Consider the following 15199-nt stretch of genomic DNA (forward strand, 5'->3'; position numbering starts at 1 on the left):
GGACGATAATTTATCACGCGGCGCGGACTGGACGGAGTCAGGTAATGGTCAGGAATTCAGCGCGCGGGCGTGTCGTCGTCGATGCGGGTCAGCAGGCGGGTCAGCAGCGGCCGCATGGCGCGCAGCTCTTCCAGGTGCGAGGCCGACAGGCTTTCCAGGATGCGTTCGGCCTTGGCCGTCAGCACCACTTCCACGCGGCGGCCGTCTTCGGGGTCGGGCTCGCGGCGCACCAGGTCCAGCCGTTCCAGGCGGTTGACCAGTTCAGCCGCTGTGTGGGGCCGGATCAGCAGGCGCTCGGCGATTTCGCCCACGTACAGCCCACGGCGGGCGGGGACGCCGGCGCGGCTGCCCTTGATGGCGAGCAACGCCTGGTGTTGTTGCGGCATCAGGTCCAGGCCGGCGGCGGCGTTTTCGCTGAAGGCGGCGAACTTGCGCAGCGCGTAGCGGAATTCGGCCAGCAATTCGTAGTCGGACGCGGACGGCAGGGCGGGGGGCGGGGATCGTTTCACCGGCCGATTCTAATATATGTCGTGATACGATATATTTGATCTTTCGCAAACGCCGCGCAGAAAACACCTGCGCCGGTTTCCGGGCCCTGCGCCCAATCTCCTGTCCCAAGAACCATGCCTCCCGTTTCCACTTCCGCCCGCGCCGCCTTGCGGCTGGGCGACTTCACCACCGACCGGCGCGTCGTGCTGCTGATGGCGCTGGCCGTGCCGGTGGGCCTGGCCAGCGTGGCCGCCGCCTGGGCGCTGCTGCGCCTGATCGCGCTATGCACCAACCTGGCCTATCACGGCCTGTTCTCGTTTGCCGACCTGCCCATCACGACCGGGCGCCTGGGGGGGGCGTCGGTCGCCATCCCCGTTATCGGCTGCCTCATCATCGGCTTGATGGCGCGTTACGGGTCCGAAAAGATCCGCGGCCACGGCATCCCCGAAGCCATGGAAGCCATCCTGATCGGCAAGAGCCGCATCGCGCCCAAGGTCGCCGTGCTCAAGCCCGTGTCGTCGGCAATATCCATCGGCACCGGCGGCCCGTTCGGCGCCGAAGGGCCCATCATCATGACGGGCGGCGCCATCGGCTCGCTGCTGGCGCAGACCATCCACCTGAACGACGGCGAGCGCAAGACGCTGCTGGTGGCGGGCGCGGCGGCGGGCATGACGGCCATCTTCGCCACGCCGCTGGCGGCCGTGCTGCTGGCGGTGGAGCTGCTGCTGTTCGAATGGAAGCCGCGCAGCTTCCTGCCGGTGGCCACGGCCGCCTTGGTGGCCGCGGTGGCACGCACCTTCGTGTTGGATGGCGGTCCCATCTTCGCCTACACCGGCGCCTTGCCATTCACGCCATGGCACCTGGTGGCGTGCGCCGCCGTGGGCGTGCTGGCCGGCCTGGGGTCGGGCGTGCTGACGTCGCTGGTGTATGCCGCCGAAGACCTGTTCGAAAAGTTGCCCATCCACTGGATGTGGTGGCCGGCCCTGGGCGGCCTGGCCATCGGCATCGGCGGGCTGATCGACCCGGCCGCGCTGGGCGTGGGCTACGACAACATCCGCCACCTGCTGGCGGGCGACCTGACCATGCAGGCGGTGTTGCTGCTGTTGGCGGTCAAGGTGGCGATCTGGGCGATCGCGCTGGGCTCGGGCACGTCGGGCGGGGTACTGGCGCCGCTGCTGATCTTTGGCGGCGCGCTGGGCGCCCTGGCCGCGCCGCTGCTGCCGCAGGCCGATCCGGGCTTCTGGGCGTTGGTGGGCATGGCCGCGATGATGGGCGGCACGATGCGCGCGCCGCTCACGGCCACGCTGTTCGCGGTGGAACTGACCGGCAACCTGGGCGCCTTGCTGCCGGTGCTGGCGGCCTGCGTGTTTGCCTACGGCGTGACGGTCCTGCTGCTGCGCCGGTCGATCCTGACCGAAAAGATCGCGCGCCGCGGCCATCACATCAACCGCGAATATCGGGTCGATCCGTTCGATCTGCTGCGCGCAAGCCAGGTGATGACAAGCCCGGCGCAAACGCTGCCCGACACGCTCACGGTGGCGCAGGCCATCGCGCATTTCACGCACACCCAGCCCGTGCACACCAGCTATCCGGTGGTGGATGCCGACGGCGCGGCGGTGGGCGAAGTGACGCGCGCCGACAGCCTGGCCTGGGCGCTGGACCCGGCCTCGCAGGCGCAGACCTTGGCGCAGGCGCTGCAAGGCCGTGAGTTGGTCTACGGCTATCCGGAAGAACTGGCCAGCCAGATCGCCGACCGCATGGCCCTGTCGGGCGCGGGCCGCGTGCCCATCCTGGATCGCGCCAGCGGACGGGTGCTGGGCATCGTGGGCCGCAAGGACCTGTTCCGCAGCCGTGCGCGGCGGCTGCGCGAAGAAAGCGAACGGGCGGCGTTCTTCCGGCGCACGCCTGCGGTGGCGGGCAAGGGCCAAGGGTGAGCGTGACGTCTCTGTTCGAGATCGTGGCGTAAACGTAATAGGCTTGAGCGGCGACCCAGGCTGTCGCTCAAGCCCGGCAGGCCAGGCCCATCAGGCCGCGCCCGCTTCGCGCAGCGCCCACAAGGCATCGAGCACATGCTGCGTGGCGCGTTCGATCTGGCCGGCCCGATGTGCAATGCCCAGCGGGCGCCACAGCGCCGGACGCAACGGCCGCATGGCGATGCGCGGATCCGGCTGCGGCGCGGTGGCTTCGTGCGGCAGCAGCGTGGCGCCGTAGCCTGCCGCCACCAGGCTCTTGATGGCGTCGTTGTAGTTCAGCTGGATGCGCGGCCGCGGGTTCAGGCCCGCGCCGGCAAACCACTCGCCGGTCTGGCGCGACAGCCGCGTGCTGGCATCGTTGAGAATCAGCGGCCGTTCGCCCAGCCAGGCCGGCGTGATGCGCGCGGGCGCTTTCCAGCCCGCCGGCAGAAACGCCATGATGGGGTCGCGCCGCCACGGCCGCAGCACCAGCCCCGGCACGGGCGGCTGCGGCAGCGCCACCAGGCCGACGTCCAGCGCGCCTTCGTTCAACTGCTGCAAGGTTTCCTGCGAGGTCAGTACCGCCACCTGCACGTCGATGCCGGGATGGTCGCGCCCCAAGGCTTCCAGCGCCTGCGGCAGCAGGTGCGCGATGGCGCCGGTGGACGCACCCAGCCGCACCCGGCCGCCCAGCCCCTGCACCTGCCGCTGCACGTCGTCCAGCGCCTGGTCGGCTTCGGCCAGCAGGCGGCGCGCGCGTTCCAGCAGGGTGTCGCCGATGGGCGTGGGGCGCACCTGGCCGCGCTTGCGCGTGAGCAGCGGGGCGCCGATGCGCGCTTCCAGGTCGGCCACGTGCAGGCTGACCGTGGGCGGGGCCAGGTGCAGCGCGCGGGCGGCGTCGGCGAACGAGCCCAGGTCGGCAATGGCGACCAGGGTGCGCAGGCGGTCCAGGTTGATTTCACGCATGGTGGCGACGTTCAGTAAAGCTGAATTGAATCGTCATGATATTCGACTTTTACTATGCGGCGCATTGGGCAATGATGAGCACGTACCCGGAAGGCTGTGGTCAACAGGCCCGGCTCCGGGCTCTATCGACGACCCGCCGGCCGCGCCGGCATTTCAGGATGGCCACGCTCATGACCCACCCCCTTGTATTCATCGACGGCGACCAGGGCACCACCGGTCTGCAGATTCATGAACGGCTGCAAGGCCGCACCGACCTGCGCCTGGTGACGCTGCCTGCCGCCGACCGCAAGGACCCGCAGCGCCGCGCCGACGCCATCAACGCGGCCGACATCGCCATTCTGTGCCTGCCGGACGAGCCGGCGCGCCAGGCCGTGGCGTCCATCGTCAACCCCGACGTGCGCGTCATCGACGCCAGTTCGGCCCATCGCACCACGGCGGGCTGGGTCTACGGCTTTCCGGAAATGGCTGAGGGCCAGGCCGAGCGCATTGCCCAGGCCAAGCGGGTCAGCAACCCCGGCTGCTATCCCACCGGCGCGATCGCCTTGCTGCGCCCGCTGGTGCAGGCAGGTTTGGTGCCCGCGGACTATCCCTTGGCCGTGCAGGCGGTGTCGGGCTATTCGGGCGGCGGCCGTGCCAGTGTCGACGCCTACGAGGCGCCGGGCGCGGCGGGCGGCCCGGCCTTTCAGGTCTATGGCCTGGGTCTGGCGCACAAGCACACCCCGGAAATCGAGCGCCATGCGGGCTTGAGCCAACGGCCGGTGTTCGTGCCGTCGTACGGTTCGTTCCGCCAGGGCATCGTGCTGACCGTGCCGTTGCAGCTGCGCCTGTTGCCCGCCGGGGTCACGGCGCAGCAGTTGCACGACTGCCTGGCGCGCCATTACGACGGCCAGCCGTACGTGCCGGTGGTGGCGCAGCAAGAGGCCGCCGCGCATACGCAGCTGGATCCGCAGGTGCTCAATGGCACCAATAATCTGCGCCTGGCGGTGTACGGCAACGATGCGCACGGGCAGGTGCTGCTGACGGCGGTGTTCGACAACCTGGGCAAGGGCGCGTCGGGCGCCGCGGTACAGAACCTGGACCTGATGATCCAGGCGATGGCGCTGGCCGAAGCTTGATCGAACCCCCACAGCAGTTTGTCAGGCAATTCCTGCTCAACTGGCGGGATCAATGACGCCACCGGCCCCGACCTTCGGAGCGCACATGAGCCTCGACATCCTGCTGCATCGCACCCCGCCCTAGGTATGGGCGCTGTTCGCCGTGCTGGTGTACCGCGGCATACGCGCGCTGCGTCCGCGCCGCATGTCGGTGGCGCGGACCTTTCTCTTGCCCATCCTGTTCCTGGTCTGGGTGCTGGTATCCATTCACAGTGAAGTCACCGATCTGCAATCGGCCTACGAGGCCTTCGTGGCGGGCGCTGCCGCGGGCGGCGTGATCGGCTGGATGCTGTGGGCGCGCGCCGGCCGCGCCACCTATTACCCGGACACGCAGATGATCGAACGCCCCGGGTCGCCCTTGACCCTGGTGCTGCTGATACTGGCTTTCCTGTCCAAGTTCGCCCTGATGGCGATGCTGGCGCAAGACCACGGGCTGGCTGCGAACGCTGCGTTCTCGGCGGCATTCGGCGGTGTGTCGGGGCTGGTCGACGGCATGTTCTGGGGCGGCACGCTGTCGCAGGTGTGGCACCTGCGGCACCTGGCGCTGGGGATGCCGGTGGCCCCTGTGATCGTCGATGCGCCCGGGCCTGATGACCGGCGCTAGGGCGGTCGATCAGGCAACGGACGCGGCTGGCCGGCGCTAGGCGTCGGCCGGCGCGGCGGGCCGATCCGCCAGCGTGTCCACCACCAGCAGGCGCAGCCAGCGCGTACCCGGATCGCTTTCAAAGCGCGGGTGCCAGTGCACCGTCACGCTCAAGGGCGGCAGGGCCAGCGGCAACGGCCGGATCTCGAAGGCGCTGTCGCGGTTGAACCAGACGGCGGCGCGGTAGGGCAGCGTCACCGTCAGGTCGGTACGGCGCACGATCTCGGCGGCGGCCGAAAAATGCGGCAGCGTCAGGTAGGGCTGGCGATGTAGCCCGGCTTCGCCCAGGACATCATCCAGCAAGCGGTGGGCGCTGGCGCGCGAGGCTACCAGGATGTGGTCCAGCCGCTTGAACTGGCCGCGCGTCAGGCCGGCGGACAGCACCGGATGGCCGCGGCGCCCCATGCAGGCATAGCGCTCGCTGAACAGGTCGGCATGATGCGTATGCCGGCCCAGTCCGGCCAGGTTGCCGATCGCCAGGTCGACTTCGCCCTCTTGCAGGGCCTGGGGCAGGCGTTCCAGCGCAATTTCCACGACTTCGACCTGCAGGCGCGGCGCCCGCGCGTGCACGCGTTCCATCAAGAGCGGCAGGAACACCATTTCGCCGATGTCGGACATCGACAGGCGGAACCGCCGCGTGCTGCGCGCCGGGTCAAAGTGCTGACGCAGGCTGACGGCTTCGGCAAAGCTGTTCATGCCGCGCTCGATCGGGCCGGCCAGCGCAAACGCCACCGGCGTGGGCTGCATGCCGGCCGGCGTGCGCACGAACAAGGGATCATCGAATTTCTCGCGCAGGCGCCCCAGCGCGTAGCTGACGGCGGGCTGCGTCAACTGCAGCCGTTCGGCCGCGCGGGTGACGCTGCGTTCGTGCAGCACTGTCAGGAAAACCCGCATGAGATTCAAATCGAAGTCCACGCTTGCCCTTGATATCAGTGTGATTTATGCAGGAAATAATACCCATAAATTTGACACATAAATAGTTGATTCCTAGACTAATTTTCACGAGCCGGGGCAACGGACCCGCGGCCGCTTTCGACAAGGGGAAGCACGCTTCATGCACGCATTGACATTGCCGTCGCTGCTACGCGACCAGGCCGCCCGCCAGGGCGACCGGCTGTGGGTCCAGGCGCCGGGTGGCGCGTTGCGCTATGGCCACGCGCCGGCCGTGGCGGCCCGCTGGGCGGCGCTATTGGCATCGGCCGGCGTGGCGCGCGGCGACCGCGTCGGCCTCATGGCGGGCAACCGCATCGAATTCCTGTCGGTGGTGCTGGGCTGCGGCTGGCTGGGCGCGGTGGTGGTGCCCATCAATACCGCGTCGCGCGGCATGCAGCTGCGGCACATCCTGGCCAACAGCGGCTGCGTGCTGCTGGTGGCGGATGCCGCGTCCTGTCCCGCGCTGGCGGGCTTGGCGGCCATGGACGGGGCAGGGCAGCACGCCGACGCCCTGGCGCTGCGCCGCATCTGGCTGCTGGACGATGCGGCATTGGCTGCCGCTGGCGAGGCGGCGCAAACACCCGCCGCGCCGGTCGCCGTGGCCGATTTGCCCGCGCCCGCCGAACCCATGCCCGCTTTGCCCGATGTCTTGGCGCCCGCCGCCGACCTGGGGCCGGGCGACATGCTGGCCATCCTGTACACCTCGGGCACCTCGGGCCTGTCCAAGGGCGTGTGCTGCCCGCACGCGCAGTTCCACTGGTGGGGCGTCATCGCCGCGCGCAACCTGGAAATCACGGCCGCCGACGTGCTGCACACCAGCCTGCCGCTGTTCCACACCAATGCGCTCAACGCCTGTTTCCAGGCGCTGGTGACCGGCGCGTCGATCATTTGCGATGCGCGCTTCTCGGTCAGCCGGTACTTCGAGCGGCTGGCGACCACCCAGGCCACCGTGACCTATCTGCTGGGCGCCATGGTGCCCATGCTGCTGGCGCGCGAGGCGTCGGCCGCCGAAAGCGGCCATCGCACCCGTATCGCCTTGGCGCCGGGCGTGCCCGAACGTTTTCATGCCGCATTCACCGGCCGCACCGGCATCGCGCTGCTCGAAGGCTACGGCTCGACCGAAACCAATTTCGCGCTGGGCGGCCCGCTGGCCCAGCAGCGCGCCGGCACGATGGGCCGCGTGGCGCCCGAGTTCGATGCCATCGTTGCCGACGAACACGATGCGCCGCTGCCCGACGGCCAGGCCGGCGAACTGCTGCTGCGCGCGCGCCCGCCGTTCGCCATCGCTACCGGCTACTTCGGCATGGCCGACAAGACAGTCGAGGCCTGGCGCAACCTGTGGTTCCACACCGGTGACCGGGTGGTGCGTGACGCAGACGGCTATTTCCGCTTCCTGGACCGCATGAAAGACGCGATCCGGCGGCGCGGCGAGAACATTTCTTCGTACGAGGTCGAACAAGTGCTGCTGGCGCATCCGTCGGTGGCCGTCGCGGCCGTGTACGCGGTGCGTTCGGAACTCGCCGAAGACGAGGTCATGGCGGCGCTGGTCTACAAGCCCGGCTGCACGCTGGCGCCCGAGGCGTTGCTGGATTTCTGCCAGCCGCGCATGCCGTACTTCGCGGTGCCGCGCTACCTGCGGGTGCTGGACGACCTGCCGCGCACCGAAAACGGCAAGGTCCGCAAATTCCGCCTGCGCGACGACGGCATCACCGCCGACACGTGGGACCGCGACGCCGCCGGCTATCGCGTGACGAGGTAGACCACAACAAGGGGAAACAGCATGACGTTGGCATACCAGGGGTCGGCGCGCAGCGCCGAAGAGCAGGCCCGCAGAAAACGCACGCGCAAGGTGGTGATGGCGTCCGTGGCCGGCAACGCGATGGAGTGGTACGACTTTTTCATCTACGGCACGGCGGCGGCGCTGGTGTTCGGCGAGCTGTTCTTTCCCAAGGGCACCGATCCGCTGCTGGGCACCATGGGCGCCTTCGCAGGCTTCGCGGTGGGTTTCCTCGCGCGGCCGCTGGGCGGCGTGGTGTTCGGCCATATCGGCGACCGCTATGGCCGCAAGCTGGCGCTGGAATGGACGCTGGGCATCATGGGCGCGGCCACCTTCCTGATCGGGCTGTTGCCCACTTATGAACAGGTGGGCCTGTGGGCGCCGGCCGCGATGGTGCTGCTGCGCATCCTGCAGGGCGCGGCGGCGGGCGGCGAATGGGGCGGCGGCGTGCTGCTGATCAGCGAGGCCGTGGGCGGCAAGCGCCGCGGCTATTTCTCGTCGTTCAGCCAGCTGGGCGTGGCGGGCGGCTTCGTGCTGTCGTCGGGCGTCTTCATGCTGGCCCAGCAGCTGCCGCAGGATGATTTCATGAGCTGGGGCTGGCGCCTGCCTTTCTTGCTCAGCGTGCTGATCTTCGGCGTGGGCCTCTACATCCGCAAGCACATTCCGGAAAGCGAGGAATTCGTGCAGGCCACCAAGACCGCCAAGCGCGGCATGCCGGCCGTCGAAGTGTTTCGCCGCTATCCGCGCCAGGTGTTCACGGCGATGGGGCTGCGGGTGGCGGAAAACGGCGGTTCGTATATTTTCCTGGCGTTCGCGCTGGCCTACGGCAAGTTTCTGGGCATTCCCAACGATGTGATGCTGGGCGGCGTCTTGGCGTCCATGTTCATCGAGCTGGGCACGCTGGTGTGGTTCGGCCACCTGTCCGACCGCATCGGGCGGCGCACGGTCTACCTGATCGGCTCGGCCGGGCTGGCGCTGGCGGCGTTTCCGTTCTTCTGGCTGGTGCAGACCAAAGAACCGGTCTGGATCTTCCTGGCGTTCTTCATGGGCAACACTGTGTGCCACGCGGCCATGATCGGCACCCAGCCGGCGTATTTTGCCGAACTGTTCCCGCCCGAAGTCCGCTACACCGGCCTGGCGCTGGGCCACGAACTGGCGTCGGTGTTTGCCGGCGGCCTGTCGCCGCTGATCGCCATGGCGCTGCTGCGCAAGTACGAATCGGCCACGCCGGTGGCGTGGTTCCTGGTCGGCATGGCGGTCATCACCGTCATCACCTTGCTGCTGACGCGTGAACCGCCGCGCGAGGATTCGGCATGAACGGCAAGCCGGCAAGCCCCGGCATTGTCGGCGTGGGTGAAACCCCCGCGCTGCGCCACCCCGGGCCGGATTGCAGCACGGCCGGGCTGATCGCGCAGGCCGTGCGCCTGGCGCTGGACGACGCCGGGCTGCGGCCGGCGGACGTCGACGGCCTGGGCGTGGCCTCGTTCACCTTGCGGCCCGACCGTGCTATCGACCTGGCCTGGCGGCTGGGGCTGACGCTGGGCTGGTGCATGCAGGACGAAATGGGCGGCGCCAGCGCCATCAATATGCTGCGCCACGCCTGGCTGGCCTTGCAGGCGGGGCAGGCGCGCACCATTGTCCTGGCGGCGGGCGACCATTTCACCGGCGCCGATTTCGCGGCGCTGGTGCGCGGCTACAACCGCAGCGCGCAAGACTACCTGAGCCCCTTGGGCAGCGCTGGCCCGAATCCGCTGTTCGCCATGCTGACGCAGCGGCAGATGGCGCAGACCGGTTTGCGGCGCGAAGACTACGGCGCGCTGTGCGTGGCGCAACGTGCGTGGGCGGCCGACAATCCCAACGCCGCCTACCGCCAGCCATTGACGCTGGCGCAATACCTGGACGCGCCGATGGTGGCCGCGCCGCTGGGGCGGATGGACTGCGTGCCGGTCGTCAGCGGCGCCTGCGCGCTGGTGTTGCAGGCGCAGCCCAACGGCGTGCATGTCACGCTGCGGGCCAGCGGGGCGCGCTACAACGGCGACCAGCAGGAAGGCGATGGCCTGGTCACCGGCATCGCCAAATTCGCGCCCGCGCTGTGGGCTGACGCGGGCTTGGGGCCAGGCGACATGGATGTGGTGGGCGTGTACGACGATTACCCGGCGATGGCCGTGGCGCAGTTGTGTGACCTGGGCCTGGCGCCGGCCGGCGACTTGCCGGGCTTCATCGCGCGCTGCATTGCCACCCGCGCGCTGCCGGTCAACACGGCGGGCGGGCAACTGTCGGCGGGGCAGGCGGGCACGGCGGGCGGCATGCACGGCTTGGTGGAAGTGACACGGCAACTGCTCGGCCGGGCCGGCGCGCGGCAGGTGGCTGGCGCGCGCCATGGCGTGGCCACCGGCTATGGCATGGTGCAACTGCGTTATGGCATGTGCGCCAACGCCGCCGTGCTGGCCAGGGAGGACGCATGAGTGTCAAAGTGATGGCGTGCGCGCAATGCGCGCACCGCGTGTATCCGGCCCGGCTTTGGTGCCCGGCCTGCGGGCACGACCAGGCCAACGAGGTGGCGGTGGACGAGGCCGAGCTGCTGGCCTGGACCCGCGTGCCGGAGGCTGGGGACGAAGGCGACCGCGTCATCGCCACCGTCCAGGCTTTGCCGCTGGGGCCGGTGCTGGTCGTGCGGCTGGATGCCCAGGCGGGGCACATTGGACAACGCCTGCGGCTCAAGACAAAGGTCAAGCAAGGCGTGGCCCTGCCGTGGGCCGAGCCGGTTTCCGGATAGCCGTCTGGCGCGGCCCGCGGCGGCGTCTGAATCCGCGCCTGGCGCGGGCCGACGCCCGGCCGCCTACTTCAACGCCGTCAACGCGGCGAGCAGGGCAGGGTCGCTGTTCGCGGGCGCCGATGCCAGCGCCGCGCGCAGGCGTTCAGCCATGTCGGCATTGAAATCGGCCGCGACGTCGGCGCGCAAGGACATCTTTCCCGTGGCGGCGTCTATCAACAATTGCGGCGTCACGCCCGCGCCCTCCAGCCGCGCGCCGTTGGCCCGATGCACGCGCGCACTGGTCACCACCAGCGCGCCCTCGTTCGCGGGCAGCGGCAGCACGGTCTGTATGGTCCCCGCGCCGGCGGTCTTTTCGCCGATCACCAATGCGCGGCCGTGGTCCTGCAATGCCGCGGCCACGATCTCGGCGCCTGCTCCAGTGCGGCGGTCGACGATCACCACCACCGGCACGTCATGCGGCAACAGGCTGTCGCGCGCCACCAGCGCACGTGAATCGGCGGGCGTGCGGCCGTACAGGTTGCCGATCCGCGAACCTTTGCGCAGCATCACGCCGGCCACTTGTTCGGCCACGTCAAGCAGCCCGCCGGCATTGCCGCGCAGGTCCAGCACCAGCCCGCCCAGCCGCGAGCCGGCGCGTGCGGCCGCGGCGTCCAGCGCGGCCCGCAGTTGGCTGTCCGTCTTGCTGTCAAAGGCCGCCAGCGTGACGATGGCCACCGTGCCGTTCATGTCCCAACGCACCGAGGGCGGCGCCTGCACCGGGCCACGCACGGGCTGCACGGTGAGGGCTTGCGCGGCCCCTGGCCGCTGGATGCGCAATGTCGGGCGGGTGCCCGTCGCGCCGCGCAGCAAGGCCACCGCTTCGGGCAGCGGCAGGCCAGCCGTGGGGCGGCCGTCGATGTCGGTCACGACGTCGCCTTGGCGCAGGCCGGCACGTTCGCCAGGCCCGCCGGGCAGGGGCCGCACCACGGTCAAGGCGCCGTTCTGGATCGACAGTTCCAGGCCGACGGACGCGGGCGGCGGCGCCATCTCGGCCGGCGTCGCGACCCGGCTGTAGGCGTCCAGGCTGGCCATCATGCCGCGCAAGGCGGCGTTCAACGCGGCTTCGCGTGGTGCGCCATCAGGGAAACGCAGAATCTCATTGGCCAGGATGTGGCTTTGCGCCGGGATGTCGGTGGCTTGGCCTTCGGCGGCGACGGCCTGGTCGATGGCCGACGGGCGCGATGCGCCGGCCTGGCCGGGCAGGGCTTGCAGCGCGCGCAGGCCGTGCAGCGCCAGCGCGCGCGTATCCACCGGGTCCACGTACTGATTCATCAACTGGGTCAAGGCTGCCGTCAGCGTGCTTTCGACCTGCTCGCGCGGCTGGGCGCTGGCGGGCGCCGCCAACGCGGCCAGGCTGACGGCAAAGAAGGCAATCGCAGTTCGTCGCATGGTGGTTCCCAGGTGCCCAGGCGTCCAGAATCAGGGGGCCACGGCCGGGCGAATGGCGTCCAGCCGCTGTGCCAGCGTGGCGCTGGACAGTTCACCGACCCGCACATCCATCAACCGGCCGTCGGCATCCAGGAAGAGCGTGGCGGGCAGGCCGCGATTGCTCATGGTGCGCGAGGCCTCGCCAGCCGGGTCCAGCAAAGCGTTGGTCAGTGACGGCGCATGCTGATCCAGGTATTGTCGCACCGCGTCGGGCGTTTCGCCCTGGTTCAGGAAGACGAAGTGAATGTCGGGGTTGGCGGCCTGGGCGCGTTCGAAGGCCGGCATCTCGCGGCGGCATGGCGGGCACCAACTGGCCCACAGATTGACCACGGTAGGCTTGCCCTGGAAGGCAGCCAGGGCGGCGGGCTTGCCGTTCAGGTCCTGCAAGGCCACTGCGGTCAGCGCGGGCTGGGGCTGAGGGGTGGGCGCCAGCAGTTGCCCGCCGATCAGCCAGGTGCCGGCGGCCAGGGCCAGCGCGCCCAGCAGCGCCGGCCGGGGCGCCAGCGCCCGCAGCGCCGCGTAGGCCACATAGGCGCAGGCGGCCGCCAGCCCGACCATGCCCGTCCAGCCGCCGTCGCGTATATCCAGCGCCTGGATCGGGTCTTGCAGAATGTGTTCGCGGGTCTGCCACAGGAAACCCAGACGCGCGGCGACCAGGCCGATCAGCAGCGCGCGCCACAGCACCGTGCTGATGTCCGGTGCACGCTTGCCGCCGAACAGGCGCGCGGCCAGCAGGCCGACGGCGCCGGCCACGATCAGCACGGCCAGCTCGGTGGGAAAGACCAGGGGGCCAAGACGGATGGCGGGGCTCATGCGGCGCACTCCGGGCGCGCAGCCGGGCGGCAGGAAAGCGGAAGGAAGCAGCGTCGTGTCATGCGGCAAAGCCTAGCATGGCCGGCAGGGGGCAAAAGGTCATGCCGCAAAGCCCTTGTACGCGAGCGGGGCGTAGCGGTCGGGCCGCCATCCCTTGCGATATGCTTGAGTGTCCCTTTTTTCTGGTCGCCACGCCCATGAAATCGCTGCCCTCGTTGTTACCCCTGATCCAAGCCCCGATGGTCGGTTCGTTCAGCCCCTTGACCGTCGCGGCCTGCCGCGCGGGCGCGCTGGGGTCGTTGGCCTGCGCCGCGCTCAGTGCGGATGCGCTGCGCGAGCAGATCGCCGCCATTCGCGCCGAGACCGACGCGCCGTTCAACCTGAATTTCTTCAGCCACACGCCGCCGCAGCCGGACGAGGCCGCCCAGGCGCGCTGGCGCGACACGCTGGCGCCGTACTACCGCGAAGCCGGGCTGGACCTGTCCGCCGCGGGCAGCGGCCCGGGCCGCGCGCCGTTCGACGACGCCATGTGCCAGGTCGTCGAAGACCTGCGCCCCGCGGTGGTCAGCTTCCATTTCGGGCTGCCGGACGAGGTCCTGCTGGAACGTGTGCGCCGCACGGGCGCCCTGGTGCTGTCGTCCGCCACCACGGTCGAGGAGGCGCGCTGGCTGGACGCCCGCGGGGTGGACGCCATCATCGCCCAAGGGGTCGAGGCCGGCGGCCATCGCGGCATGTTCCTGACCGATGACATCGGCGCGCAGCCCGGCCTGTATGCCTTGCTGCCGCAGGTGGTGGATGCGGTGGGCGTACCCGTGATTGCAGCCGGCGGTATCGCTGACGGACGCGGCATTGCCGCGGCCTTCGCGTTGGGCGCCGCCGCCGCGCAACTGGGTACCGCGTATCTGCTGACGCCGCAGGCGGAACGCTCGGCGATCCACCGCCAGGCGGTGCGCCAGGCGCGCGACGACACCACGCGTTTGACCAATCTGTACACCGGCCGCCCGGCACGCGGCCTGCTGACCCGCTTCATGCTCGAACAAGGGCCGATGAGCGCCGTAGCTCCGGCTTTTCCGCTGGCCACCGGCGCGGTCGACCCGTTGCGCGCAGCCGTCGAAAAGACCGGCAGCGGCGACTTTTCGCTGCTGTGGTCGGGCGAAGCTGCTGCGCTGGCACGCGAAACCGACGCCGAAGCGTTGACTCGCCAACTGTGGGACGACGCGCTGGACTGCGCGGCGGGCCTGCGGGCCGGGATGGCGGCCAGGGCGGGCTGAGCCTGGCCGCCGACGGCCCCTGCGGTGCCGATATGCCGCTTGCCTGAAACACATATTTCCAGGAACGCTAAAATACCGGCTCGCGGCTTCTGTCGATCCGGACGGCGAGCCTCCCGGCATTCTTTATCCCTGCGCCTCGCGCGCCCATAAATATGAAAAAACTGACTGCTGTTCTTCTCGTGTCCGCTACCACGATGCTGACCGCCTGCGGCCCGTCCGACAACGCGCCCGCCACCGCTGGCGCGCAGGCCCCGGCTGCCGCCCGCAAGGTCGTGGTCGGCCTGGACGACAACTTCCCGCCCATGGGTTTCCGTGACGCCAGCAACCAGATCGTCGGCTTTGACATCGACATGGCCAAAGAAGCCAGCAAGCGCCTGGGCATGGAAGTCGAATTCAAGCCCATCGACTGGAGCGCCAAGGAAGCCGAACTGAACGGCAAGCGCGTCGACGTGCTCTGGAACGGCCTGACCATCACCGAAGAACGCAAGAAGAACATCAGCTTCACCGCGCCGTACATGGCCAACCACCAGATCATCATCGTCGGCAATGCCTCGCCCGTGAAGGTCAAGGCCGACCTGGCCGGCAAGGTCGTCGGCGCGCAGGATGGCAGCAGCGCCACCGACGCCATCGCCAAGGACCCGGTCGCCGGCAGCATCAAGGAAGTCAAGAAGTTCGGCGACAACGTCACGGCCCTGATGGACCTGGCCGCCGGCCGCCTGGATGCCATCGTGGTCGACGAAGTGGTGGGCCGCTACCTGATCAGCAAGCGCGCAGGCGAATACCGCGTGCTGGACGAGAACTTCGGCACCGAAGACTACGGCGTCGGCGTGCGCAAGGACGACACCGACCTGCTGGCCAAGCTGGACAAGACGCTGGATTCGATGAAGCAGGACGGCACCGCCGGCCGCATCGCCACCCAGTGGTTCGGCGCCAACATCATCAAGTAATCCCCCTTGAA

General features: G+C 69.5%; 14 protein-coding genes. 9 read left to right on the forward strand and 5 right to left on the reverse strand.

The features are described from left to right. Positions 1-56: 56 nt before the first annotated feature. Positions 57-509, reverse strand: a complete 453-nt coding sequence (locus U858_RS0107280) for a MarR family winged helix-turn-helix transcriptional regulator (RefSeq protein WP_025136510.1) — start codon at positions 507-509, stop codon at positions 57-59. A 114-nt stretch (positions 510-623) separates the two neighbouring features. Here U858_RS0107280 and U858_RS0107285 point away from each other — a divergent pair, with 114 nt between their 5' ends. Then, a complete protein-coding gene (locus U858_RS0107285; protein WP_025136511.1) occupies positions 624-2423 on the forward strand; it encodes a chloride channel protein in 1800 nt (599 codons plus the stop codon). A 90-nt stretch (positions 2424-2513) separates the two neighbouring features. Here U858_RS0107285 and U858_RS0107290 read toward each other — a convergent pair whose 3' ends face one another. Next, positions 2514-3407 carry a LysR family transcriptional regulator gene (locus U858_RS0107290; RefSeq protein WP_025136512.1) on the reverse strand — a complete coding sequence of 298 codons (894 nt, stop codon included), beginning with the start codon at positions 3405-3407 and terminating at the stop codon, positions 2514-2516. 170 nt (positions 3408-3577) lie between these two features. Here U858_RS0107290 and argC point away from each other — a divergent pair, with 170 nt between their 5' ends. Together argC and U858_RS33620 are read left to right on the forward strand one after the other, a co-directional pair. Continuing rightward, positions 3578-4522, forward strand: a complete 945-nt coding sequence (gene argC / locus U858_RS0107295) for an N-acetyl-gamma-glutamyl-phosphate reductase (protein WP_025136513.1) — start codon at positions 3578-3580, stop codon at positions 4520-4522. A 133-nt stretch (positions 4523-4655) separates the two neighbouring features. Continuing rightward, positions 4656-5165 carry a DUF6622 family protein gene (locus U858_RS33620; RefSeq protein ID WP_369797647.1) on the forward strand — a complete coding sequence of 170 codons (510 nt, stop codon included), beginning with the start codon at positions 4656-4658 and terminating at the stop codon, positions 5163-5165. 36 nt (positions 5166-5201) lie between these two features. On the opposite strand, the gene U858_RS0107305 is transcribed toward U858_RS33620, so the two are convergent. After that, positions 5202-6098 carry a LysR family transcriptional regulator gene (locus U858_RS0107305; protein ID WP_051593535.1) on the reverse strand — a complete coding sequence of 299 codons (897 nt, stop codon included), beginning with the start codon at positions 6096-6098 and terminating at the stop codon, positions 5202-5204. A gap of 160 nt (positions 6099-6258) precedes the next feature. Here U858_RS0107305 and U858_RS0107310 point away from each other — a divergent pair, with 160 nt between their 5' ends. From U858_RS0107310 to U858_RS0107325, 4 genes are read left to right on the forward strand one after another with little or no spacing between them, the layout of a single operon-like run. Continuing rightward, a complete protein-coding gene (locus U858_RS0107310) occupies positions 6259-7896 on the forward strand; it encodes an ATP-dependent acyl-CoA ligase (RefSeq protein WP_025136515.1) in 1638 nt (545 codons plus the stop codon). 21 nt (positions 7897-7917) lie between these two features. Then, the gene (locus U858_RS0107315; protein WP_025136516.1) at positions 7918-9231 is read left to right on the forward strand and encodes an MFS transporter; all 1314 of its coding nucleotides are present in this window, start codon (positions 7918-7920) and stop codon (positions 9229-9231) included. Next, positions 9228-10379, forward strand: a complete 1152-nt coding sequence (locus U858_RS0107320; RefSeq protein WP_025136517.1) for a thiolase family protein — start codon at positions 9228-9230, stop codon at positions 10377-10379. The genes U858_RS0107315 and U858_RS0107320 overlap by 4 nt, the downstream gene beginning before the upstream one ends. Continuing rightward, positions 10376-10690 (forward strand): zinc ribbon domain-containing protein, encoded by a 315-nt coding sequence (locus U858_RS0107325; protein WP_025136518.1) that lies wholly within the window; start codon positions 10376-10378, stop codon positions 10688-10690. Before U858_RS0107320 ends, U858_RS0107325 begins: the two co-directional genes overlap by 4 nt. Before the next feature lie 63 nt (positions 10691-10753). Here U858_RS0107325 and U858_RS34210 read toward each other — a convergent pair whose 3' ends face one another. Continuing rightward, a complete protein-coding gene (locus U858_RS34210; RefSeq protein ID WP_025136519.1) occupies positions 10754-12118 on the reverse strand; it encodes a S41 family peptidase in 1365 nt (454 codons plus the stop codon). 30 nt (positions 12119-12148) lie between these two features. Beyond that, entirely contained in the window at positions 12149-12970 is an 822-nt protein-coding gene (locus tag U858_RS0107335) for a TlpA disulfide reductase family protein (RefSeq protein ID WP_025136520.1), read from the reverse strand. Between the two features lie 197 nt (positions 12971-13167). Between U858_RS0107335 and U858_RS0107340 the strand changes: the two genes are divergently transcribed. Both U858_RS0107340 and U858_RS0107345 read left to right on the forward strand, forming a co-directional pair. After that, positions 13168-14241 carry a nitronate monooxygenase family protein gene (locus U858_RS0107340; RefSeq protein ID WP_025136521.1) on the forward strand — a complete coding sequence of 358 codons (1074 nt, stop codon included), beginning with the start codon at positions 13168-13170 and terminating at the stop codon, positions 14239-14241. Between the two features lie 152 nt (positions 14242-14393). Continuing rightward, positions 14394-15188, forward strand: a complete 795-nt coding sequence (locus tag U858_RS0107345) for an amino acid ABC transporter substrate-binding protein (protein ID WP_025136522.1) — start codon at positions 14394-14396, stop codon at positions 15186-15188. The last annotated feature ends 11 nt before the right edge of the window (positions 15189-15199 follow it).

Source organism: Achromobacter sp. DH1f (assembly GCF_000633435.1).
Taxonomy (GTDB): Bacteria; Pseudomonadota; Gammaproteobacteria; order Burkholderiales; family Burkholderiaceae_B; genus Achromobacter; species Achromobacter deleyi.

What these genes read in the sequence shown, in the direction of transcription:
- U858_RS0107285 (WP_025136511.1), top strand. Translation starts at nt 624, where the DNA reads ATGCCTCCCGTTTCCACTTCCGCCCGCGCCGCCTTGCGGCTGGGCGAC.
- U858_RS0107290 (WP_025136512.1), bottom strand. Translation starts at nt 3,407, where the DNA reads ATGCGTGAAATCAACCTGGACCGCCTGCGCACCCTGGTCGCCATTGCC.
- argC (WP_025136513.1), top strand. Translation starts at nt 3,578, where the DNA reads ATGACCCACCCCCTTGTATTCATCGACGGCGACCAGGGCACCACCGGT.
- U858_RS0107305 (WP_051593535.1), bottom strand. Translation starts at nt 6,098, where the DNA reads ATGCGGGTTTTCCTGACAGTGCTGCACGAACGCAGCGTCACCCGCGCG.
- U858_RS0107310 (WP_025136515.1), top strand. Translation starts at nt 6,259, where the DNA reads ATGCACGCATTGACATTGCCGTCGCTGCTACGCGACCAGGCCGCCCGC.
- U858_RS0107315 (WP_025136516.1), top strand. Translation starts at nt 7,918, where the DNA reads ATGACGTTGGCATACCAGGGGTCGGCGCGCAGCGCCGAAGAGCAGGCC.
- U858_RS0107320 (WP_025136517.1), top strand. Translation starts at nt 9,228, where the DNA reads ATGAACGGCAAGCCGGCAAGCCCCGGCATTGTCGGCGTGGGTGAAACC.
- U858_RS0107325 (WP_025136518.1), top strand. Translation starts at nt 10,376, where the DNA reads ATGAGTGTCAAAGTGATGGCGTGCGCGCAATGCGCGCACCGCGTGTAT.
- U858_RS34210 (WP_025136519.1), bottom strand. Translation starts at nt 12,118, where the DNA reads ATGCGACGAACTGCGATTGCCTTCTTTGCCGTCAGCCTGGCCGCGTTG.
- U858_RS0107335 (WP_025136520.1), bottom strand. Translation starts at nt 12,970, where the DNA reads ATGAGCCCCGCCATCCGTCTTGGCCCCCTGGTCTTTCCCACCGAGCTG.
- U858_RS0107340 (WP_025136521.1), top strand. Translation starts at nt 13,168, where the DNA reads ATGAAATCGCTGCCCTCGTTGTTACCCCTGATCCAAGCCCCGATGGTC.
- U858_RS0107345 (WP_025136522.1), top strand. Translation starts at nt 14,394, where the DNA reads ATGAAAAAACTGACTGCTGTTCTTCTCGTGTCCGCTACCACGATGCTG.